At 72.7% G+C, this 20,429-nt stretch carries 19 protein-coding genes; 9 read left to right on the top strand and 10 right to left on the bottom strand.

The features are described from left to right. Positions 1 to 208 precede the first annotated feature (208 nt). Genes IE262_RS12960 through yczE form a run of 3 tightly spaced genes read right to left on the bottom strand, consistent with a single transcriptional unit; the run spans position 209 to position 3,060 of the window. On the bottom strand, positions 209 to 1,555 hold the full coding sequence (locus IE262_RS12960; protein WP_134039008.1) for an MFS transporter: 1,347 nt from the start codon (positions 1,553 to 1,555) through the stop codon (positions 209 to 211). A 39-nt stretch (positions 1,556 to 1,594) separates the two neighbouring features. Beyond that, a complete protein-coding gene (locus IE262_RS12955; RefSeq protein ID WP_134039007.1) occupies positions 1,595 to 2,362 on the bottom strand; it encodes a glycerophosphodiester phosphodiesterase family protein in 768 nt (255 codons plus the stop codon). Beyond that, positions 2,359 to 3,060, bottom strand: coding sequence for a membrane protein YczE (yczE, locus tag IE262_RS12950; protein WP_189873661.1), 702 nt, complete (start codon positions 3,058 to 3,060; stop codon positions 2,359 to 2,361). Before yczE ends, IE262_RS12955 begins: the two co-directional genes overlap by 4 nt. 64 nt (positions 3,061 to 3,124) lie before the next feature. On the opposite strand from yczE, the gene IE262_RS12945 reads away from it, so the two are divergent. Then, a complete protein-coding gene (locus tag IE262_RS12945) occupies positions 3,125 to 4,633 on the top strand; it encodes an SCO1417 family PLP biosynthesis transcription factor (protein WP_134039005.1) in 1,509 nt (502 codons plus the stop codon). Positions 4,634 to 4,642: 9 nt separating this feature from the next. Here IE262_RS12945 and IE262_RS12940 read toward each other — a convergent pair whose 3' ends face one another. Beyond that, positions 4,643 to 6,268: a hypothetical protein gene (locus tag IE262_RS12940; RefSeq protein ID WP_189873659.1), complete on the bottom strand. Its 1,626-nt coding sequence runs from the start codon at positions 6,266 to 6,268 to the stop codon at positions 4,643 to 4,645. 38 nt (positions 6,269 to 6,306) lie between these two features. Next, on the bottom strand, positions 6,307 to 6,501 hold the full coding sequence (locus IE262_RS12935) for a hypothetical protein (RefSeq protein ID WP_131562356.1): 195 nt from the start codon (positions 6,499 to 6,501) through the stop codon (positions 6,307 to 6,309). Positions 6,502 to 6,829: 328 nt separating this feature from the next. Between IE262_RS12935 and IE262_RS12930 the strand changes: the two genes are divergently transcribed. The 5 genes from IE262_RS12930 (at position 6,830) to IE262_RS12910 (ending at position 12,282) form a co-directional block, all read left to right on the top strand. After that, a complete protein-coding gene (locus tag IE262_RS12930; RefSeq protein WP_189873657.1) occupies positions 6,830 to 7,222 on the top strand; it encodes an ankyrin repeat domain-containing protein in 393 nt (130 codons plus the stop codon). A 300-nt stretch (positions 7,223 to 7,522) separates the two neighbouring features. Next, on the top strand, positions 7,523 to 8,941 hold the full coding sequence (locus IE262_RS12925) for a HEAT repeat domain-containing protein (protein ID WP_134039002.1): 1,419 nt from the start codon (positions 7,523 to 7,525) through the stop codon (positions 8,939 to 8,941). 208 nt (positions 8,942 to 9,149) lie between these two features. Next, positions 9,150 to 10,274: a glycosyltransferase family 4 protein gene (locus IE262_RS12920; protein WP_189873655.1), complete on the top strand. Its 1,125-nt coding sequence runs from the start codon at positions 9,150 to 9,152 to the stop codon at positions 10,272 to 10,274. Next, a complete protein-coding gene (locus tag IE262_RS12915) occupies positions 10,271 to 11,440 on the top strand; it encodes a glycosyltransferase (protein ID WP_189873653.1) in 1,170 nt (389 codons plus the stop codon). Before IE262_RS12920 ends, IE262_RS12915 begins: the two co-directional genes overlap by 4 nt. Then, positions 11,437 to 12,282: an SGNH/GDSL hydrolase family protein gene (locus tag IE262_RS12910; protein WP_189873651.1), complete on the top strand. Its 846-nt coding sequence runs from the start codon at positions 11,437 to 11,439 to the stop codon at positions 12,280 to 12,282. The genes IE262_RS12915 and IE262_RS12910 overlap by 4 nt, the downstream gene beginning before the upstream one ends. Before the next feature lie 16 nt (positions 12,283 to 12,298). On the opposite strand, the gene IE262_RS12905 is transcribed toward IE262_RS12910, so the two are convergent. The 5 genes from IE262_RS12905 to IE262_RS12885 all read right to left on the bottom strand — a co-directional run bounded on the left by IE262_RS12905 (position 12,299) and on the right by IE262_RS12885 (position 16,790). Next, entirely contained in the window at positions 12,299 to 13,171 is an 873-nt protein-coding gene (locus tag IE262_RS12905) for a 5-oxoprolinase subunit C family protein (protein ID WP_189873649.1), read from the bottom strand. After that, a complete protein-coding gene (locus IE262_RS12900; RefSeq protein WP_189873647.1) occupies positions 13,168 to 13,779 on the bottom strand; it encodes a 5-oxoprolinase subunit B family protein in 612 nt (203 codons plus the stop codon). The genes IE262_RS12905 and IE262_RS12900 overlap by 4 nt, the downstream gene beginning before the upstream one ends. Further along, positions 13,776 to 14,534, bottom strand: a complete 759-nt coding sequence (locus tag IE262_RS12895) for a LamB/YcsF family protein (protein WP_134038996.1) — start codon at positions 14,532 to 14,534, stop codon at positions 13,776 to 13,778. Before IE262_RS12895 ends, IE262_RS12900 begins: the two co-directional genes overlap by 4 nt. An 88-nt stretch (positions 14,535 to 14,622) precedes the next feature. Continuing rightward, positions 14,623 to 15,474: a putative hydro-lyase gene (locus IE262_RS12890; RefSeq protein WP_189873644.1), complete on the bottom strand. Its 852-nt coding sequence runs from the start codon at positions 15,472 to 15,474 to the stop codon at positions 14,623 to 14,625. Beyond that, positions 15,471 to 16,790, bottom strand: coding sequence for an MFS transporter (locus IE262_RS12885; RefSeq protein WP_134038995.1), 1,320 nt, complete (start codon positions 16,788 to 16,790; stop codon positions 15,471 to 15,473). Before IE262_RS12885 ends, IE262_RS12890 begins: the two co-directional genes overlap by 4 nt. 180 nt (positions 16,791 to 16,970) lie before the next feature. Here IE262_RS12885 and IE262_RS12880 point away from each other — a divergent pair, with 180 nt between their 5' ends. From IE262_RS12880 to IE262_RS12870, 3 genes are all read left to right on the top strand, one after another. Next, positions 16,971 to 17,675 (top strand): GntR family transcriptional regulator, encoded by a 705-nt coding sequence (locus IE262_RS12880; protein ID WP_189873642.1) that lies wholly within the window; start codon positions 16,971 to 16,973, stop codon positions 17,673 to 17,675. A 171-nt stretch (positions 17,676 to 17,846) separates the two neighbouring features. Then, entirely contained in the window at positions 17,847 to 19,373 is a 1,527-nt protein-coding gene (locus IE262_RS12875; protein WP_189873640.1) for a hypothetical protein, read from the top strand. Positions 19,374 to 19,542: 169 nt separating this feature from the next. Continuing rightward, positions 19,543 to 20,421 carry a hypothetical protein gene (locus tag IE262_RS12870; protein ID WP_134038992.1) on the top strand — a complete coding sequence of 293 codons (879 nt, stop codon included), beginning with the start codon at positions 19,543 to 19,545 and terminating at the stop codon, positions 20,419 to 20,421. The last annotated feature ends 8 nt before the right edge of the window (positions 20,422 to 20,429 follow it).

The following is a 20,429-nucleotide window of genomic DNA, read 5'->3' as shown; positions in this document are numbered from 1 at the left end:
TCGGCGGTAAAGATTCCCGTTCCGTGTCCCGTTCCGGGTCATGCGTCGCCGTCGTAGCCGCAGCCTTGTCAACCAATGCAGTACCCACCGGCGCCCGGTTTGTCACATCTGACAGCAGATGTCACCTAGCGTTTCGGCATCTTTGACGCGCAGTAACGGTACGCCTGGCAGGCCAAACGCGTACACTACAGCCCTTTCGCTCCGGGTGCTAAATCCGTTCCGGCGCGGGATTGCCCGCCTCGGTGATCGCCTGGCGCACCGGAACCCGTGCGAGCAGGGCGAATCCCAGGACGAAGAAGGCCACGAGCGAGATGATCGCGTCACGATAACTTCCGGTCAGCTGGTAGGTCAGACCGAACAACAGCGGTCCCAGCCAGCTCATGCCCCGGTCGCTCATCTCGTACGCCGAGAAGTACTCGGCCTCTTTCCCGGGCGGGACGAGATGGGAGAAGAGCGAGCGGGAGAGGGCCTGGCTGCCACCCAGGACGAGACCGATCCCCGCCGCCAGGACGAAGAACCAGACGGGTGCTCCCGCCGGAAGGACGTATCCGGCGGCCAGCGTCAGCGTCCAGGCCACCAGCGAGCCCAGGATCGTGCGCTTGGCGCCGTACTTCCGCGCCAGCCGGCCCATGCCGAGAGCGCCCGCCACCGCGAGTACCTGGACCAGCAGCACCGCCCCGATGAGTGTCGACTGCCCGAGGCCCAGCTCCCTGGAGCCGTACACCGATGCCTGGGAGATCACCGTCTGGATGCCGTCGTTGTAGACGAGGTAGGCGAGGAGGAAGCCGAGCGTCAGGGGGTGGCGGCGCATGTCCCGTACGGTGGCGGCGAGTTGGCGCAGGCCGGGGGCCGTTGCCCTGGTCTGAGGAGCCCGGCGGTCGCGCAGCCTGCGCAGCGGTATGAGGGTGAAAGCGCCCCACCACAGGCCGGCCGAGGCAAGGCAGATGCGCACCGCCGTGCTCTCCGAGACGCCGAAGGAGTCATGGGCGGTGAACAGCACCAGGTTCAGCACCAGCACCACAGAGCCTGCCGCATAGCCGAAGGCCCAGCCCCGGGACGAGACCGCGTCGCGCTCCTCGGGGGGTGCGATCTGCGGCAGGTAGGAGTTGTACAGCATCATCGCGACCGACTGTGCGGCGTTCGCGATGACGAGCAGGAGGCCGCCGAGAAGGTAGCGGTCCCCGTCCAGGAAGAACATGCCCGTCGTCGCCGCGGCTCCCGCGTACGCGGCCGCCGCGAGCAGCGGTTTCTTGCGGCCCGTACGGTCGGCGGCCGCGCCCGCCAGGGGCATGATGACGATGGCCAGGATCACCGACAGGGACACCGAGTACGCGAAGAAGGAACCGGCGCGCACCGGGATGCCCAGCGGGTGGACATAACCGTCCGCGTCCGCCGCCGACTCGGCGACCGAGGTGAGGTAGGGGCCCAGGAACACGGTCAGGACGCTCGTCGAATAGACGGAACACGCCCAGTCGTAGAAGTACCAGCCGCGCTGTTCGCGCCGCCGCCCGGCGGCCTCGTCGGCCGTGTCCGTCCGCACGGTGTCGGTGCCCACCCGTGCCCTCGCTTCCCCGTGAACGGGCCGCGCGAAGGCTCAGACCCAGACCCCCCGGTCCTCCAGAACCTCGCGCAGCGTGTCGATGTGATCGGTCATGATGCCATCCACGCCGAGGTCCAGGAGCCGGTGCATGCGTTGCGGTTCGTTCACGGTCCACACATGGACGTGAAGCCCGCGCGCGTGGGCGGCGCGCACGAACCGGTGGTCGACCACGGGGACGCCCGACTGGGACTCGGGCACCTGCGCGGCGACCGCCGAGCGGCGCAGGGCGGCGGGCACGCCCCAGGAACGCAGCCGGAGTCCGAGGACTCCTCGGGTGCCGTACGAGGTGGCCAGGCGGGGGCCGGCCAGGTGCTGGGCGCGGGCCACGCGCGCCTCGGAGAACGAGCCGACGCACACGCGGTCCCAGGCGCCGGTGCGGGCGATGAGGTCCAGCAGGGGACCGAGGGTCGGCTCGGCCTTCATGTCGACGTTCCAGCGCACCTCGGGGAACGTTTCGAGCAGCTCCTCGAAGAGGGGCACCGGTTCGACGCCCGCCACGCGCGCGTGCCGCACCTCCTGCCAGGGCAGGTCCGCGATCCGGCCGGCGCCGTCGGTCACCCGGTCCAGGGTCGCGTCATGGAAGGCGACGAGTCGTCCGTCGGCCGTGGCGTGCACATCCGTCTCGATGTACCGGTAGCCCGCCTCGACCGCGCGCCGGAACTGGGCCACGGTGTTCTCCAGCCCGTCCGCCGCCCCGCCCCGGTGGGCGAAGGCTATGGGGCCGGGATGGTCGAGGTACGGGTGGCGTATCGGCGTGTTCACCTGGGAAGTATCGCTCGCTGGGATGGACCGGTGGCAACGACCGTGCTGCCGGATGCCGTGGGGACGGCGAACACGCGCAGGAACAGCTGGGACAGCGGGCCGATGGCCAGCGCGTAGAGGACCGTGCCGACGCCGACCGTGCCCCCGAGGACGAAACCGGTCGCCACCACCGCCAGCTCGATCGCCGTGCGGATCAGGCGGATCGAGCGGCCGGTGCGCTGGTGCAGACCCGTCATCAGGCCGTCGCGCGGGCCGGGCCCGAAACGGGCCGCGATGTAGAGACCGGTCGCCACGCCGTTCAGGAGGATGCCGCCGACGACCAGCGGAACCCGCACGGCCAGGGTGCGCGCGTCGGGCACCGCCGCCAGGGTGGCGTCCATCGTGAGACCGATCACGAAGACGTTGGAGACCGTGCCGAGTCCCGGCCGCTGGCGCAGCGGGATCCACAGGAGCAGCACGACGGCCCCCACGAGGATCACTGTCACGCCGATCGTCAGCCCGGTGAGTTCGGCGAGCCCCTCGTCCAGCACGATCCAGGGCGCCAGGCCCAGGCCCGCCTCCACGAGGAGTGCCATGCTCGCGCCGTACAGCGCGAGACCGGCGTACAGCTGGATCAACCGCCGCCCGAGGCGGCGCTGCGTGAACTGCTCCTTGGACAAGACGTTTCCCCCTGAGGTGGTGGCAGTGGCCCGGCTCATGACACTCTGTGGCTTGGCAGGACACGCCATCCATGGCCAATTCGGGGAAGGTGGACTGAAAACCATGGCTCAGTGGACGTCGGCAGTGGGTGCGGCTCAGCTCGCGCGGCTGCTCACCTCCCAGCAGGAGCGCCCGGCAGGTCCGGGCACCCGCCGACCGCCCGCCTATCGCGCGCTCGCCGACGGCATCCGGCTGCTGGTACTGGAGGGCCGTGTGCCGGTCGCGGCCCGGCTGCCCGCCGAGCGCGAGCTCGCGCTGTCCCTGTCCGTCAGTCGCACCACGGTCGCGGCGGCCTACGAGGCCCTGCGCACCGAGGGTTTTCTGGAGTCCCGCAGGGGAGCGGGCAGTTGGACCGCCGTGCCCGCCGGGAACCCGCTCCCCGCGCGCGGACTGGAGCCCCTGCCGCCCGAGGCGCTCGGCTCGATGATCGACCTGGGCTGTGCGGCCCTGCCCGCGCCCGAGCCGTGGCTCACCCGGGCCGTGCAGGGCGCCCTGGAGGAGCTGCCCCCGTACGCTCACACGCACGGCGACTACCCGGCCGGCGTGCCCGCGCTGCGCGCGATGCTCGCCGAGCGGTACACCGCGCGCGGGGTCCCCACCATGCCGGAGCAGATCATGGTCACCACCGGGGCGATGGGTGCCATGGACGCCATCTGTCATCTCTTCGCCGGGCGCGGCGAACGCATCGCGGTGGAGTCGCCCTCGTACGCCAACATCCTTCAGCTGATGCGTGAGGCGGGCGCCCGGCTGGTGCCGGTCGCGATGGCCGAAGGGCTCGACGGGTGGGATCTGGACCGCTGGCGGCAGGTGCTGCGGGACGCGGCGCCGCGGCTCGCGTACGTCGTCGCCGACTTCCACAATCCGACGGGCGCGCTCGCCGGCGAGGACCAGCGGCGACGGCTCGTGGACGCGGCCCGGGCCGCGGGGACCGTGCTCGTCGTCGACGAGACGATGAGTGAAGTCCGTCTGGACCCGGACCTCGACGCCCGCGCGATGCCCCGGCCGGTCTGCGGCTTCGACCCGGCGGGCTCGACCGTCATCACGGTCGGCTCGGCGAGCAAGGCGTTCTGGGCGGGCATGCGCATCGGCTGGGTGCGTGCCGCGCCCGACGTCGTCCGCAGCCTCGTCGCGGCCCGCGCGTACGCCGATCTCGGCACCCCCGTGCTGGAGCAGTTGGCCGTGAACTGGCTGATGAGCACCGGGGGCTGGGAGCACGCCCTGGGCATCCGGCGCGGCCAGGCCCGCGAGAACCGGGACGCGCTCGTCGCCGCCGTACGCCGGGAACTGCCGGGCTGGGAGTTCGAGGTGCCGCGAGGCGGGCTCACCCTGTGGGCGCGTGCCGGGGGGCTGTCGGGCTCGCGGCTGGCCGAGGCCGGGGAACGGGTCGGGGTGCGTGTGCCGTCGGGGCCGCGGTTCGGTGTCGACGGGGCCTTCGAGGGGTATGTGCGACTGCCGTTCACGGTGGGCGGTGCGGTGGCGGACGAGGCCGCCGTGCGGCTCGCGGCGGCGGCACGGCTGGTGGAGGCGGGGGCGGCCGGGGGTGCGGAGGCGCCGCGCACGTTCGTGGCCTGACCCGGTGGGTCAGCCCTCGGCGGCCACCGCGGCTTTGGCCGGGATCACGTCCTTGTCCATCCGTACCGGTTCGGTCTCCGCATGAACCAGTTCGACCTCGTCGGCCTGCGTCGGCACCTCGTCCCCCGGAGCGGTCCGGACCGGAAGCAGGTCCAGCACCGCCTGACGGAGGCTCTCGGTCGTGGCCTCGTCGTACGGGTCCGGGGTGGCCGGGACCTGGAGGCGGTGGACCGGGCCCGCGCCCAGGCGGGCATACCCCCGGCCGGGCGGGATGTCCGGGGTGGGCGTGGTGCGCGGGCGCGCGCCCAGGACCGTCTCCTGCTGCTCCGGAGAGGCGGAGCCGAGCAGCACGCGCGCGCGTGTGTGCTGCAGAACCGCGTCGGAGAGGGTGTCCAGACCGTCGAACTGTTCGGCCACGACGACCGTGACGTTCGCCGGGCGGCCGTGGCGCAGCGGCACACGGAGCAGGGACTGCGGGTCGCGGCCGCCGTCCGCGGCGGCCACGTGGCCCAGCGCGCTCGGGCGGTCCAGCAGGATCCACAGGGGGCGTCGGGTGTCGTCCGGCGGTGGGTGGCCCGCCTGGCGGGCCACGTTGGCGGCGATCAGCCTGCGCTCCGTCTCGTGCGCCGCCCACTCCAGGCCGGCCAGTGCCCCGGCGAGCCCGCACTCGACGGCCAGCACGCCGTCCCGGCCGGTCAGGCACGCGTACCCGTCGGTGCCGCTGCCCTCGACGATCAGCACGTCGCCGTACTGCAGGGCCTGGAGTGCGAGGGAGCGGAGCAGCGTGGTCGTCCCACTGCCCGGCTCGCCCACCGCGAGCAGATGCGGTTCCGTGGAGCGGGTGCCCGTGCGCCAGACGACCGGAGGGACGTCCCGCTGCTCCTCACGGTGTTCCACGGGCAGGGTGCGCTGGACGTGGGTCGGATCGGTGAAGCCGAGAACCAGCTCGCCGGGTGCCGTGACGAAGCGCTGGGCGGCGACGTCGGTGGGAAGCGGCGCCAGGACCGTGACCGTGAGTTGGTTGCCCTCCTCGTCCCAGTCGAACAGGTACTCGCGGCCGCGGCCCGACTTGGAGTGCACCACCCGCTCGATCCGCGCGCGTGACTCGGCCTCGCCGTCGGTGAAGTACGCCGGGTAGTGGATCTCCAGCCGCTGGACGCGCCCGGAGCCGTCGAAGGCGTACTCCGTGAACGCCTTCTGCCAGTCGCCGCCGTGGGCGTAGAGGGGTTCGGGGTCCTCGGCGGCGGCGAAGTAGGGCACGAGGGCCTCGTACAGCGATTGGAGGCGCTGCTTCTGCGCCTCGTCGGGGCCCGTGGGCGCCCCCGCAGGGCCACGGCCCTGCCAGGCTGCCGCCGCCATCAGTCCGATGACGGCGAGCAGCGGTCCGTACGGCACCAGGGCCACCACCAGCACCACCGACGCCATCAGAAGGAACAAGGAACCTCGTTTGTCCTTCGGGGTGTCGGCCCACTGGCGTCGCCCGGCGGCCGCCAGGCGACGCAGTCCACGGGTGATCGTGATCAGCGGGTGGAGGACGTCGGTGGCACCGTCGGCCGCCGTCTTTGCCAGCTCCCTGCTGCGGGCGAGGTGCGCACTGCCGTTGCTCAGGATGCGGGGGAGGGGGCGGCGGGCCACTGCGGTCTCCTTGAGGTGCGTACGGGCGGGAGGGGGGATCAGAACTTGATGCCGCCTAGGAGGCTCGCGAGGCTCTCGCCCCCTGCCTCGATGCTCGGGGCGATGCCCGTGCTGGCGAGGTAGAAGCCGAACAGCGTGGCCACGATGGCGTGCGAGGCCTTGAGGCCGTCCTTGCGGAAGAAGAGGAAGACGATGACGCCGAGCAGGACGACGCCTGAGATGGACAGGATCATGTGTGCTCTCCTGGTCGAGGGGGACAGTCACCATGAGTTATGCCATCATCACAAGATGTATCTATACGATAAAAGGCGCGAATGGGTGAATTGCGGTCCTTTTCGCTCGGGTGGTGGAGCCGCTGCTGAGCTGTCCGAGGCGGGATGTTGCGCCTGACGGAGTCTGCTGTGAACTTTGCCTCGGGCGGCTCGGCTCATGTGCGAGCGGAGCCCAGTACGCTGGCGATTCACCCGTACGGCGGCACCGACCTGCCGCCGTACGCTCCCGAAGTCGTCCCTGGAGCCCTCCGGGCTTCGTACGCGCTCGCTGTGAGAGGCGGTCCGTCCCATGAGTGAAGCCCCCGACCCCGAGGTCGTGGAGCTCGCGACGAAGATCTTCGACCTGGCACGCCGGGGCGAGACCGAGGCGCTCGTGGCGTACGTCGACGCGGGCGTTCCGGCCAACCTCACCAACGACCGCGGCGACTCGCTGGTGATGCTCGCCGCCTATCACGGTCACGCCGAGGCGGTGCGCGCCCTCCTGGAGCGCGGCGCCGAGGCCGACCACGTCAACGACCGGGGGCAGACACCGCTCGCGGGGGCGGTTTTCAAGGGCGAGGAGGCGGTCATCCGGGTCCTCCTGGAGGGCGGCGCCGACCCGCTCGCGGGCACCCCTTCGGCCGTCGACATCGCGCGCATGTTCGAGCGGATGGAGTTGCTCGAACTGTTTGGCGCACACTGATCCACTGTTCTGACCAGGCAGGACACGGAAGACGGGGGAGGCGGTACGGGGCCGCCGGAAATTTCGGTCGCGGCAGGAAGAACCAGCGAGTCATCATGACGTCGTGATTCACGGACACGATGGCTGGGCAGGTGTTGCCGCACCGCGTGGGCCGTGATGCGGTCCGCATGGGCCACCGACGAGAGGCAGAGGAAGATGGTCTACAGCAAGCAAGAGACGGCGGGCGCTCCGACGTGTTGTCACGCGGCCAGGTAGTGCGGATTCCCGGTTGCGTCGACGCTTGATGTGAGGCTGTTTCCCATGTTCGAACCGGTCATAGCGCCCAGCGGTACGCTGCTCGGCCTGCTCCAGCGGGGCCGCGGCGACGGCACGCTGCACGCGCTCACCGCCCCGCGGGCCGAAGCCCTCGCGGCACTGAACCACTGCGTGCTGAGCGACCCCCGCCACGACTGGCAGGTGGAGAACCGCTCCCTGTACTACGCCCGTCTGTACCTCGACCTGCACGGCGAGCTGGACGAGATCGAGCGGCACCTCTTCGACGCCGAGGACGTCCTCGACACCTGCGAGTCGCGCACCGGACTCGCCCTCGCGGTCCTCGGGCACCTCGCCTCGTACGGCAGGCGGGACGCCCTCACCCTGTTGCGCAGGTACGCCGCCTCCGGCACCAACTGGGCCTGGGCCCTCGACGAACTGGCCCTCAGAGACGACGACGCCGGCCTGCGTGCCCTCGCCGCACCCGTGCTGGCGCGCTTCGCCACCGACCCCGAGGGCGAAGCAGAGCTCGCGGCGACCGTCCGCGACGCCTTCGAGCCGCGGCCCTGGCGGCTGTGGGCCGAGGATTCCCGCGCATCGATCGCCACACGCGTGCGTGCCGCCCAGGAAGCCGGCTGCTTCGACCGCTGGCAGCGCCAGATGCGACCATCCGGGCCCCGTCCGGGATGGAGCGTGCGGGCCGTCTTCGAGTGGGCCCAGCAGGGCATCGAGCGCGGCGCCGCGCTCCATGTGCCCGCCGCCCGCTGTCTCATGGCCGTGGCAGGTCCCGAGGACCGTCCCGAGATCCTCGAAGCCGCCCGCGCCGGCAGTGACGGCGCCCGCAGCACCGCCCTGCGCTACCTGGCCGACAGCAACGATCCCGACGCCCTCGACCTGATCGAGGGTGCCGTGGCCGACGGTTCCACGGCCGTCGTGGACGCGGCCGTCGACGCCTTCGAACGGATGCGCAGCGTCGCCGCCGTCGACCGGGCGCGCCGCTGGGTGCACCGGCCCGACGTGCTGGGCGCCGCCGCCGGACGCACCCTCGCCTGCCGCGGCGGGGCCAACGACAGCGACCTGGTCCTGGGCGCGCTCCGGGAGGCCGTGCGCGGCGAGGGACCCGACGCGCCCACACTGTGGACCCTCGTCGACGGCACCGGACGGCTCGGCATCGTGTGCGCGGCCCCCGTCCTGCGCCATGTCTACCGCGAGACCGCCTCCTCCCACCTCCGCGGCCGCGCCGCCCGCGCCCTGGCCGCCACCGACCCCTCCTTCCCGTCCGGCTTCGCCGTCGAGTGCCTGTGGGACTGCGAGGAATCCACCCGCGAGATCGCCGCACGGCACGCCGAGACCGGAGACGCGCGCGTCGTCGAACAACTCCGCCGCCTCGCCGCCGATCCCGCCGAGGAGGCGGAGGTCCAGACAGCCGTACGGAGCCGGATCGGACCGGACACACCCGCCGTGTGAACAGCTGGAACACCCGCCGTGCGAACACCCGGGACACCCCACCGGGTGGACGACCGCGTGAACGATTGAACAACTGTATGAACGGCGGGTGACCTGGGGGAAAGGCCCGTGGAGCCGGAAGGGAGCGGTGCGGAACGCTCACGCGTCGTTCCCCGCCCGGAAAGATCCACGTTGACGCGGCCACGTCCAACGCGAGGACAACACCGGTATGCGTGTCGTCATCGTGACCGAGTCCTTTCCCCCCGATGTGAACGGCGTGGCCCACTGTGCCCTCCAGACGGCGCGGCACCTCGCCGCGCGCGGTCACGCCCCGCTCGTCGTGGCCCCGGCCACCGCAGCTGGGACCGAGGCCGACGCCCAGGCGCCGTGCCCCGTCGTCCGCGTCCCTTCCCTTCCGCTCCCGGGCTACCCCCAGGTCCGCGTCGCCCTCCCCAGCCGACGCGTCGCCGCGGCGATCACCGATCACCGCGCCGACCTCGTGCACCTGGCCAGCCCCTTCGTCCTCGGCGTACGCGGCATGGCCGCCGCCGCCCGGCTCGGCATCCCCGCCGTGGCCGTCTACCAGACCGACCTCGCGGGATACGCCCGCACCTACGTACACGCGGGCGAGGGTGCCGCCTGGCGGCGGATCCGCTCCGTGCACGCCGCGGCCGACCTCACCCTCGCCCCGTCCAGCGTGGCCCTGCACGACCTGGAGGCGCACGGCATCCCCCGGGTCAAGCTGTGGCCGCGCGGCGTGGACACCGTCCGCTTCCGTCCCGACCACCGCGACGAGGCACTGCGCCGGGAACTGGCGCCGAACGGCGAGCTGATCGTCGGCTACGTCGGCCGGCTCGCCCCCGAGAAGCAGGTGGAGCTGCTGGCCGGCGCCTGCGCCCTCGACGGCGTACGGGTCGTCGTCGTGGGCGACGGACCCAGCGAGCCCGGCCTGCGCGAGGCCCTGCCCGGTGCCGTCTTCCTCGGCCGCCGCACCGGCCACGACCTCGCCCGGATCTTCGCCTCGCTGGACGTCTTCACGCACACCGGGCCCTTCGAGACCTTCTGCCAGACCGTCCAGGAGGCCATGGCGAGCGGGGTGCCCGTCATCGCGCCCGCCGCCGGCGGCCCGCTGGACCTGGTGGCGCACGAGCGCACCGGCCTGCTGGTCCCGCCGCGCGACGCGGACGCCGTACGCGACGCCGTACGGACGCTGGCCGGCGATCCCGCGCTGCGGGCCGAGTACGGCGCGGCGGGGCGGACGACGGTCGAGGGCCGCACCTGGGAGGCGGTCGGGGACCAGCTGATCGGGCACTACGCCGACGTGCTGTCCGCGCGGACGGTGGTGGCGGCATGAGCGACTCGCTGCGCATCGTCCGGCTGGCGAACTTCGTCGCTCCCGCCTCGGGCGGCCTGCGCACCGCGCTGCGCGAACTGGGAAAGGGCTTCCAGGAGGCCGGCCACGAGCCCGTCCTCATCGTGCCCGGCGAGCGCCACACCGACCGCCAGACCGACCAGGGACGCGTCATCACCCTGCCCGGACCGCTGCTGCCCGGCACCGGCGGCTACCGCGTCCTCGTGGACAAACGGCGCGTGGCCGGGCTCCTGGAGCGGCTCGCGCCCGACCGCCTGGAGGTCTCCGACCGGACCACCCTGCGCTGGACCGGTGCGTGGGCCCGCCGGGCCAGGGTGCCCGCCATGATGGTCTCCCACGAGACCGCCGACGGGGTCCTGCGCACCTGGGGCCTGTCCGAGGCGATGTCCCGGCGTGCCGCCGACGCCCTCAACGTCCGTACGGCGCACACCTACTCGAAGGTCGTGTGCACCACCGAGTTCGCCGAGCGCGAGTTCGTGCGGATCGGCGCGCGCAACGTCGTACGGGCCCCGCTGGGCGTCGACCTGGTGGGGCGGCACCCGGCGCTGCGGGACCCGGGGCTGCGGGCCCGGCACACACGCGAGGGGGACGTGCTGCTGGTGATGTGCTCCCGGCTGTCCGTCGAGAAGCGGCCCGGTACGGCGCTCGACGCGCTGGAGGCGCTGCTGCGGCGCGGGAGGCGGGCGGTCCTGGTCGTCGCCGGGGACGGGCCGCTGCGGGCACGTCTCGAACAGCGGGCCCAGGGGCTCCCGGTGACCTTCCTGGGACACGTGACCGACCGTGGGACGCTGGGCGCCCTGCAGGCCTCCGCCGATGTGTGTCTGGCACCCGGACCCGCGGAGACGTTCGGGCTCGCGGCCCTGGAGGCGATGGCCTGCGGCACGCCCGTGGTGGCCAGCGCCTCGTCCGCGCTGCCGGAGGTCGTCGGCTCGGCCGGGGCCACGGCAGCCGACAACGGGAAGTCGTTCGCCGACGCCGTGGAGCTGCTTCTCGCGCGCCCCGAGCACGAGCGCAGGGAGGCCGCACGCGCGCGTGCGGAGTGTTTCGGGTGGACGACGGCGGTGGAGGCGTTCCTCGCGGCGCACGACGCGGCCGCGCCGCGCCCCTCCAGGGAGGGCGTCGATCCGCTCCGGGAGGGCGTCGTATGAGACCCCTGCGGTTCGTGGCTCTCGGCGACTCGCTGACCCAGGGCATCGGGGACCCCGTCGGTGACGGCTGGCGTGGCTGGGCCGCCCTCCTCGCCGACGGGCTCGGCCCGGCCGCGGACTTCACCAACCTGGCGGTCAGCGGCGCCCAGACGCGGGACGTCCTGGAGCGCCAGACCCCCGCCGCGCTGGCCCTGCGACCGGACCTGGTCTCCGTCGTCATCGGCGTCAACGACACCCTGCGCTGCACCTTCGACATCCACGCCGTCGCCGCCCGCCTCGACACGGTGTACGCGGCCTTCCGCGCCCAGGGCACCGGCCTGCTCACCGCCTGTCTGCCCGACCCCGGGGCGATGCTCGGTCTGCCCGGCTCCCTGGCCCGCCCGCTCGCCCGACGGCAGCGCGCGGTCAACACCGTGGTCCACGCCCTGTCCGAGCGGTACGAGGCGGTGCATCTGCACGCCTGTGAGGGCGCGTGGCTGACGGACCGCGCCATGTGGAGCGCGGACCGGCTGCACCCCGGGGAGCGCGGACACCGGCAACTCGCCGTCCGCTTCCACGCCCTGCTCACCGAGGCGGGCCTCTCGACGGGGCCAGGACCGTCCCCCGAGCCCGAGTTCCCTGTACCCACCCGGTCGGCGAGCCTGTTCTGGCTGGCCACGAAGGGAACCGCCTGGGTCGCCCGCCGGTGCACCGACCTGCTGCCGCAGCTCCTCGCCCTCGCCATGGCCGAGGTCCGCCACAAGGCCCGCGGTACCAGTGGCCGGCTGGACCTCAGCGCCTCCGCCGCGGTGGCGTCGGCGCTGGCCGCGCTGACGGTGGGAGAGCAAGCCGAGGCGGCGTGACCCGCGGGTGCGCGCATCAGGCCCGCCGGCGCACGGCGACGAACCGTACCGGGGTGCCCGGCGCCGCCTGGGCCGTCGCGGGCAGGTCCGCCGGGTGGACGACCGCGATCACCGGGTAGCCCCCGGTGGTCGGGTGGTCGGCGAGGAACACGACCGGACGGCCGTCCGGCGGGACCTGCACCGCGCCCAGGACCATGCCCTCGCTGGGGAGTTCGCCCGGGACCGCCCGCACCAGGGCGGGGCCTTCCGTGCGCAGGCCGATGCGGTTGCTCGCGGTGGACACCGTGTACGGGTGTGTGGTGAAGGCCCCGACGGCCGCCGCGGTGAACCAGTCGTCGCGCGGGCCCAGCGTCACGCGCAGGACGAGCTCGGCGGGTGGCGCCGGGTGCGGAACGACATCCACGCGCGCGTGTGCCCTCACCGACGGCCCCAGGGGCAACACCGTGCCGTCGGTCAGCGGAGCCGGGCCCAACCCCGACAGCAGGTCCGTCGAGCGACTGCCCAGCACCGGCTCCACGGCCACGCCACCGGAGACCGCGAGATAGCTGCGCACTCCGGAGCGGGCGGGCCCGATGTCCAGCAGCGCCCCTCCCGGGACCCGCAGGGGGGCTCCCCAGGCCGCCGGGCGCCCGTCCACGGTGATCGCGCAGGGGGCGCCCCCGACGGCCACGGTGACCGTCGAACGCGGCCGCACGGCACACCCGTTGAGCGTGGTCTCCAGCACGGCCGCCTCCGGGGCGTTGCCCACGAGCCGGTTGACCAGCGCGGCGGCGGGTGCGTCCAGCGCTCCCGAGCGCGGCACGCCGAGATGGGCGTGGCCGGGCCGCCCCTGGTCCTGGACGGTGGTGAGGGCTCCGGCCCGTACGACGGCGAGGGCGCGGTCGGTCACGGCGCCCCCACAGGGACGAAACGCACACGCGTACCCGGTGACAGCAGAGCAGCCGGCACGCGCGCGTGGTCCCACAGCACCGCGTCCGTCGTACCGATCAGCTGCCAGCCGCCGGGGGAGGCACGCGGGTACACCCCCGTGTACGGCCCCGCCAGGGCGACCGACCCCGCGGGCACAGCCGTCCGCGGCGTCCCCCGGCGCGGCACCTCGCGGGGCAGGCCCGTGAGATAGCCGAAGCCCGGGGCGAAACCGCAGAAGGCGACCCGGAACTCGGCCGCCGCGTGCAGCCGGGCCACCTCGGCCTCGGACACATCCCAGTGCGCGGCCACGTCGACGAGGTCGGGGCCGTCGTACCGCACGGGGATCTCGACCACGTCCCCCGCGCGCGGGGGCACGGGCGGCACCTCCCAGGAGGCGAGTCGCTCGGCGAGGCGGGACGGGGCGTCCAGGCCGTCCAGGAGGACCGTGCGGGCCGCCGGGACGATCTCGGCCACCGCCAGCTCGCCCGCGGCGCGGCGGCGCAGCAGCTCGGCGTGCAGGGCCTGCGCCTCCTCGCCCGTCCCCACCTCGATCAGCAGGGCGTGGTCCCCGGCCGGCAGCGCCCTCATACGAACGCCTCCACCCGGACGCCCGCCGACTCCAGCTCGTCCCGGACCCGGCGGGCGAGCTCCACCGCGCCCGGAGTGTCGCCGTGCAGGCACAGCGAGCGGGCGCGGACCATGACGCGCTCCCCGGAGTGCGACGTGACCGCCCCTGAGCACGCCAGCCCCACCGACCGTTCGACCACGGCGTCCGCGTCGGCGATCACGGCACCGTCCCGGCCGCGCGGCACGAGCGTGCCCTCGTCGGTGTACGCGCGGTCCGCGAACGCCTCGGTGACCACCGGCAGCCCGGCCTGCTCGGCCAGCTTGAGCAAGCGCGATCCGGGCAGCCCCAGCACGGGCAGTGCGGCGCCCGCGAGCCGTACGCCCTCGACGACCGCCCCGGCCTGCTCCTCGTCGTGCACGACGCGGTTGTAGAGCGCGCCGTGCGGCTTCACATACGCCACGCGCGCACCCGCCGCCCGCGCGAAGACCTCCAACGCGCCGATCTGGTACGCCACTTCGGCCGCCAGTTCGGCGGGCGGCACGTCCATCGCGCGCCGCCCGAAACCGGCCAGGTCCCGATACGAGACCTGCGCGCCGATCCGTACCCCGCGCCCGGCCGCCAGCTCGCACACCCGCCGCATGGTGGCCGCGTCCCCGGCGTGGAAACCGCAGGCCACGTTGGCACTGGTGACGACGGACAGGAGCTGTTCGTCGTCGGTGAGCCGCCAGCGGCCGAAGCCCTCGCCGAGGTCGGCGTTCAGATCGATCGAGGTCATGGATCCTTCGTTTTCCCTTCTCCGGCCACGCAGGTTCTCAGACCACGCGGTTTCTCACACCCCGTGGTTTCTCGGACTCCGTGGTTTCTCAGGCCACGCGGTACTGCTCGTCGCGGGCGTCGGTGACGAACATCTGGCCCGGCGCGTGGGTGATGGCGAACGGCGGGCGGGAGGCCATCACCGCGGCCTGCGGGGTGACTCCACAGGCCCAGAACACCGGGATGTCGTCGGGTTCGGCGTCCACCGGGTCGCCGAAGTCGGGGCGGCCGAGGTCCTCGATGCCCAGCCCCGAGGGATCGCCGCAGTGTACGGGGCTGCCGTGCACCGCGGGGAGCAGTCCGCTCTCCCGCAGAGCGGTCGCCAGATGCTCCGGCGGAACCGGGCGCATGGACACCACCATCGGGCCGCGCAGCCTCCCCGCCGGCCGGCACTGGCGACTGGTCACGTACATCGGCACGTTGCGGCCCTGCTCGATGTGACGGAGGGGGACGCCCGCCTCGGCCAGCGCCCACTCGAAGGTGAAGCTGCAGCCGATCAGGAACGACACCAGGTCGCCCCGCCAGTGCGCACGCACGTCCGTCGGCTCGTCCACCAGTTCGCCGTCCTGCCACACCCGGTAGCGCGGCAGATCGGTGCGCAGATCGGCGCCGCCCGCGAGGACAGTGGTCCAGGAGCCGGCGTCCGTGACGTCGAGGACCGGGCAGGGCTTGGGGTTGAGCGTGCAGAACAGGAGCATGTCGTACGCCCAGTCGGCGGGCACCGAGATGAGGTTGACCTGGGTGTGGCCCGCCGCGATGCCGGCGGTCGGGCCCGTGAGCCCTTCCCGGAAGCGGGCCCGGGCGGTTTTCGGGCTCCACGCGTGCGCGTGCTCGTCGACGAGGGTCAGCGGCCGGTCCTCTGCCGCAGTGACGGTCGCAGGGCGCTCTTCCGTGCTGTTCACGCCAGCTCCTTCCCACGCGTCTCGGGAAGCCCGAGCAGCGCGATCGCCGCCAGGCCGTAACCGATCGCGCCGAAGACCAGCGCGCCGCCCACACCCCAGCTGTCGGCCAGGAAGCCCACCGTGGTGGGGAAGACGGCGCCCACGGCGCGGCCGGTGTTGTACGTGAAGCCCTGCCCCGTGCCGCGAACGGCCGACGGGTACAGCTCGCTCAGGAACGAGCCGAAGCCGCTGAAGATCGCCGACATGCAGAACCCGAGCGGGAAACCGAGCACCAGGAGCAGGGTGTTGGCGCCGCTGGGGATGTTCGCGTACGCCAGGATGCACAGCGCCGACAGCACCGCGAACAGCCAGATGTTCCGTCGGCGGCCCAGCCGGTCGGTGAGGTAGCCGCCCGTGAGGTAGCCGATGAAGGCCCCGGAGATCAGGAACGTCAGGTAGCCGCCGGTGCCGACGACGGACAGGTCGCGCTCCGTCTTCAGGTACGTGGGCACCCAGGTGGCCAGCGTGTAGTAGCCGCCCTGGACACCGGTGGACAGCAGAACGGCGAAGAGAGTGGTGCGCAGCAGGCCCGGATCGTCCGCCGTGCCCGGCTTGAAGATCGCCGCGAGCGAGCCCTTCTCACTGCTCCTCTCGCGCGCGGCCTTCGCTTCGGGGGCGTCCTTGACCTGGCGCCGCACCCAGACGACGAGCAGCGCGGGCAGCGCGCCGGTCCAGAACATCACGCGCCAGGCGATGTCGTCGTCCAGGAACTGGAAGACCAGCGTGTAGACGATCACGGCGAGGCCCCAGCCGACGGCCCAGGAACTCTGGATCGCGCCGAGCGTCCGCCCCCGGTGCCGGGCACTCGCGTACTCGGCGACCAGGATCGCGCCGACCGCCCACTCGCCGCCGAAGCCGAGACCCTGGAGGGCCCGGAAGACCAGCAGCGTCTCGTAGTTGGGCGCGAAGCCGCAGGCCACCGTGAACACCGCGTAGGTGGCCACCGTGATCATCAGCGCCTTCACGCGCCCGATCCGGTCCGCGAGCACGCCCGCGGCCGCCCCGCCGATCGCCGAGACGACGAGGGTGACCGTGGTGAACAGGCCCGTCTGGCCGCTGTCCAGGCCGAAGTAGGCCGCGAGGGCCACCATGCTGAGCGGCAGCGTGAAGTAGTCGTACGAGTCGAGGGCATAGCCGCCGAACGCGCCCGCGAAGGCACGGCGGCCACGCGGACCGAGCGCCCGCAGCCAGGCGAACGCGCCGTCGTCGGCGCCGATTTCCCCCGCTTTCGGATGAACGTCGCCGGTCAGGGCCTGAGGGGGAGGATTCGTGCTCATGGGCACCTCGCAATGAGGGACGGAGGGTGCGTGAGGAGTCGAGCCGTGCCGTGCGGAAGCGATGGGCGCCGCAGCGCTACGGCGCCCATCGAGATGCGTTCCCAGCAAGGTAGAGGATCGTTGAACGATCCCTCAATACCCGTGTTGTTTCGTTCATGTATCCGCGATTGAATTCGGAACATGGCAGAACTCACTGGACTGGCCGACGACCGTGCACTGTTGGGCCGCACCAGCACCGCCGAGCGGGTTTCGGACATCCTCCGCAGCCGTATCGCCGAGGGGTTCTTCCCGCCGGGAACGCGGCTGTCCGAGGACAGCATCGGCGGCGCGCTCGGGGTCTCCCGCAACACGCTCCGCGAGGCGTTCCGCCTGCTCACCCACGAACGCCTGCTGGTGCACGAGCTCAACCGCGGCGTCTTCGTCCGCGTCCTGACCGTCGAGGACGTCGAGGACATCTACCGCGTCCGGAGCCTCGTCGAGTGCGCCGTCGTGCGCGGCCTCGGCGCGCCGCCGTACGCCGTGGAGGGACCGGCCAACGCCGTCGCGGACGGGCAGAAGGCGGCACGCGAGGGTGACTGGAAAGGGGTGTCCACCGCCAACATCCACTTCCACCGGGAGCTGGTCGCCCTCGCCGGCAGCGAGCGCACCGACGAACTCATGCGCAGCGTTTTCGCCGAACTCCGGCTGGCCTTCCACGTGGTGGACGACCCACGGCGCCTCCACGAGCCCTACCTGGCGCGTAACAGGCAGATCCTCCAGACCCTCCAGGCGGGTGAGCGCGACGAGGCCGAAAAGCTCCTCGCGGTGTACCTCGACGACTCACGCAAAGGGCTGGTCGAGGTGTACGGACGGAGGGTGGGGGACGGAACGCAGGGGATCGGATGAAGGTGGGGAGGGGCCTGGAAGAGGGTACGGGGCGGTGCTGATGTGCGGCTCCGCCGACGCGGGCGCGACCAACCACCGAGGGCCCGAATCCTGACGACAAACCCGCAGTTCCCCGGCTTTCCCAGCGGAGCGTTTCCGTCGTTGTCGGACCCAGGACCTAGTCTGTGCACCGTGACTTCGCCTGCATCGACGGACCGTGTTCCGCCCCAGCTCAGCGCGGGGCCGCGCCCCACTCTGGGCCCGGCCGCCGACGAGGGACTGGCGCGGCGGCTGCGCGCGCTCGCCTGCACCGCGCCGCTCCACGACCTCGACGCGCGCAAGGCCGGCCTCGCCGGTGAGTACTCGGTGTACGGCATGGCGGAGGTCGCCCTCGCCGCCATCGACCTGGTCACGCTCAACATGGACTTCGACACGGGCGCGGACCACGACCAGATCGTCGCCCGCCTCATCCCGCGCATCGCCGCCCAGGCCCCGCAGCGCCCCGTCGCCGAGCACGAGCGCGTCGCCCGCTGGGTCCTGGAGAACCTGATCAACGTGGGCAGCGTGGACCGCGGCTTCCGGGCCGTGTACGGCACGTTCGCACCCGACGGCACCTATGTGCGCCGCGACTACGACTTCAAGCTGATCGAGGAGGTACCGGGCTACGGGGGCGGCGTCTGCCTCCGTACCACCGACGAAGCCGTCAACGTCCTCGTGGGCGCCCTCGACACCGACGTCACCAGCGCGCAGATCGCCGCCGAGGTCAAGCTGGAGGTCCTGATCAGCCGCGGCCGCCTCGCCGACGCCCAGCTCGCCGCCGAGCAGGCCCGCTACCGGACCGTGCAGTACTCGGAGACCCTCCGCAGGGCGCTCGACGCCACCCGGCGCAACGTACGCGCGGTGGACTGGCTCCAGGCCGTCCCGGACATGATCGCCGAGGCTCTCGACCACGTCGCCGACCGCTACCGCCACGAGAACGCGATCCTCACCAACATCCGCAAGGCCCGCGACGAGACCGAGGACCCCGAGCACAAGCGGCGCGCCGCCGAGCTCGTCGACATCGTGAAGGACTGCATCCGCCGTCATACGCAGTTGCAGTCCCGGTTGCTGGAAGCCGGCCCGCTCTTCCGCGCCGAACAGGACCGGCAGGCCTTCGCGACGCCCCTGACCACGTCGGGGATAGACCTGTACGGGCACCTGGTCGCACCCGTCCTCCCCCTGCCGCTGGAGCAGGCGGTCCGCGTCACGGACGCGTTCTTCGGGCGCGGCACGGGATTCCGTACGCGGGCCTCCGTGCGCCTCGGGGACCTCGTCGATCTGTTGCTGACCCCGCCGGTGGAGCGGGAACACCTGGGTGCGGAGATGCCCGAGCCGGACTTGATCGCGACGCCGGACGACAGCCGGTTCAGTGAGGAGCAGCTGGCGGCGGCCATGGAGCTGCTCGACCTGCCTGCGGACGCGCCCCGGCGGTTGTCGGGGCTGTTGGCCGACGCCCGCCGTCAGGATGCGGAACTTCCGTACCTGGTCGCCCTGTTGGCCGTGCACGCGGCCAGTCCTGCGGTCGGTACCGCTTACCGCCAGGGCGAGGAGAAGCTGTTGTTCGCCGTGGACGACGGGACGGAGCTGGACGATCCGGAGTTCGGAGGTGCGGATCTGATCGTGGGGACGGCTCTGCTGGACGCGGTGGGGATGGCGGCCGACAGGACGGAGGCCGCGTGAACGCCCCGCTGAGAGGGCCGGGGTGGTGCGGGCTGTTCTTTGGCCGCGGGTTGTCCGTGGTGGCTCGCGCCCACGCGGCGGAGCCGCATGTGTCGCAGCCCCGCGCCCCCTTCGGGGCGCGTGCCCTCACCCTCGTATGTCAGGTACTTGAGACCAAGGAGCCCCAACCGTGACCGAGCACGTCGAGTGGAGTGAGCCGGAGGCCGCCGCCACCACGGCCAGTGCGGCCATCACCCCCGCCGACGCCGCCGACGCGGCACGGCTCGTGGCGTTCGGGCTGCAGCCCAAGCTCCAGCCCGCCCGTGACCAGCAGTACGGAGAGCTGCTGCGGCGATACCGGGAGGACCCGCCGTTCGCCCGGCTCGCCGACGCCGTGGCCGCCGGTCTGGGGCTGGTCGTCCTGGAGGTGTCCCCGCGCGCGGGGATGGCCGTCACCGCGGCCGAGGACTCCGTGTTCGCCGTGCGCATGGGGGACTACGCGCGCCGGACGTCGGCCGACGCGGGGGACCGCTTCCTGCACGGGCTGGCCCATCTCGCCGTAGCCACCCTGGCGTTCCCGCGTCCGGAGGATCTGGCCGACGACGGGTACATCGGACGCGTCTCGGTCAACGGCGTCGACGCGTTCGTACGGCAGGCCTGCCGCCGGCTGGAGGAACGGGCCGAGGAACAGGGGGAGAACACCGACCCCGCCACGGACGCGCCGGGACTGGAGGCGGCCTGGCGGATCTGGGTCAGACGCAGTGCCACCGGGGCGACCAAGGACGCGCGCAGACTGGCCGGTTCGACCACGGGCATCATCGGCAAGGCGGTCGCGTTCCTCACCGACTCCGGGTTCCTGCAGCGGACCGGCGACGACAACGGCGGGACGTACCGGACGACCGCCCGCTACCAGCTCCAGGTGCGCGACATGGCGGGCAGCGCCGCCATGGCCGAGCTGCTGGAGCTGGGCGTCGTCCCCGTGACCGACGGCACGGCCACGCTGCTGCCCGCCGAGGACACCGACGACCTGGAGCTGGTGGCCGACGCCGGGCTGCCGTTCCACTCCTGACCTCACGA

It is taken from the genome of Streptomyces bluensis (genome assembly GCF_014650715.1).
GTDB classification, from domain to species: domain Bacteria; phylum Actinomycetota; class Actinomycetes; order Streptomycetales; family Streptomycetaceae; genus Streptomyces; species Streptomyces bluensis.
Note: the sequence above shows the minus strand (reverse complement) of the source record. Positions and strands in the feature narration are given on the sequence as shown.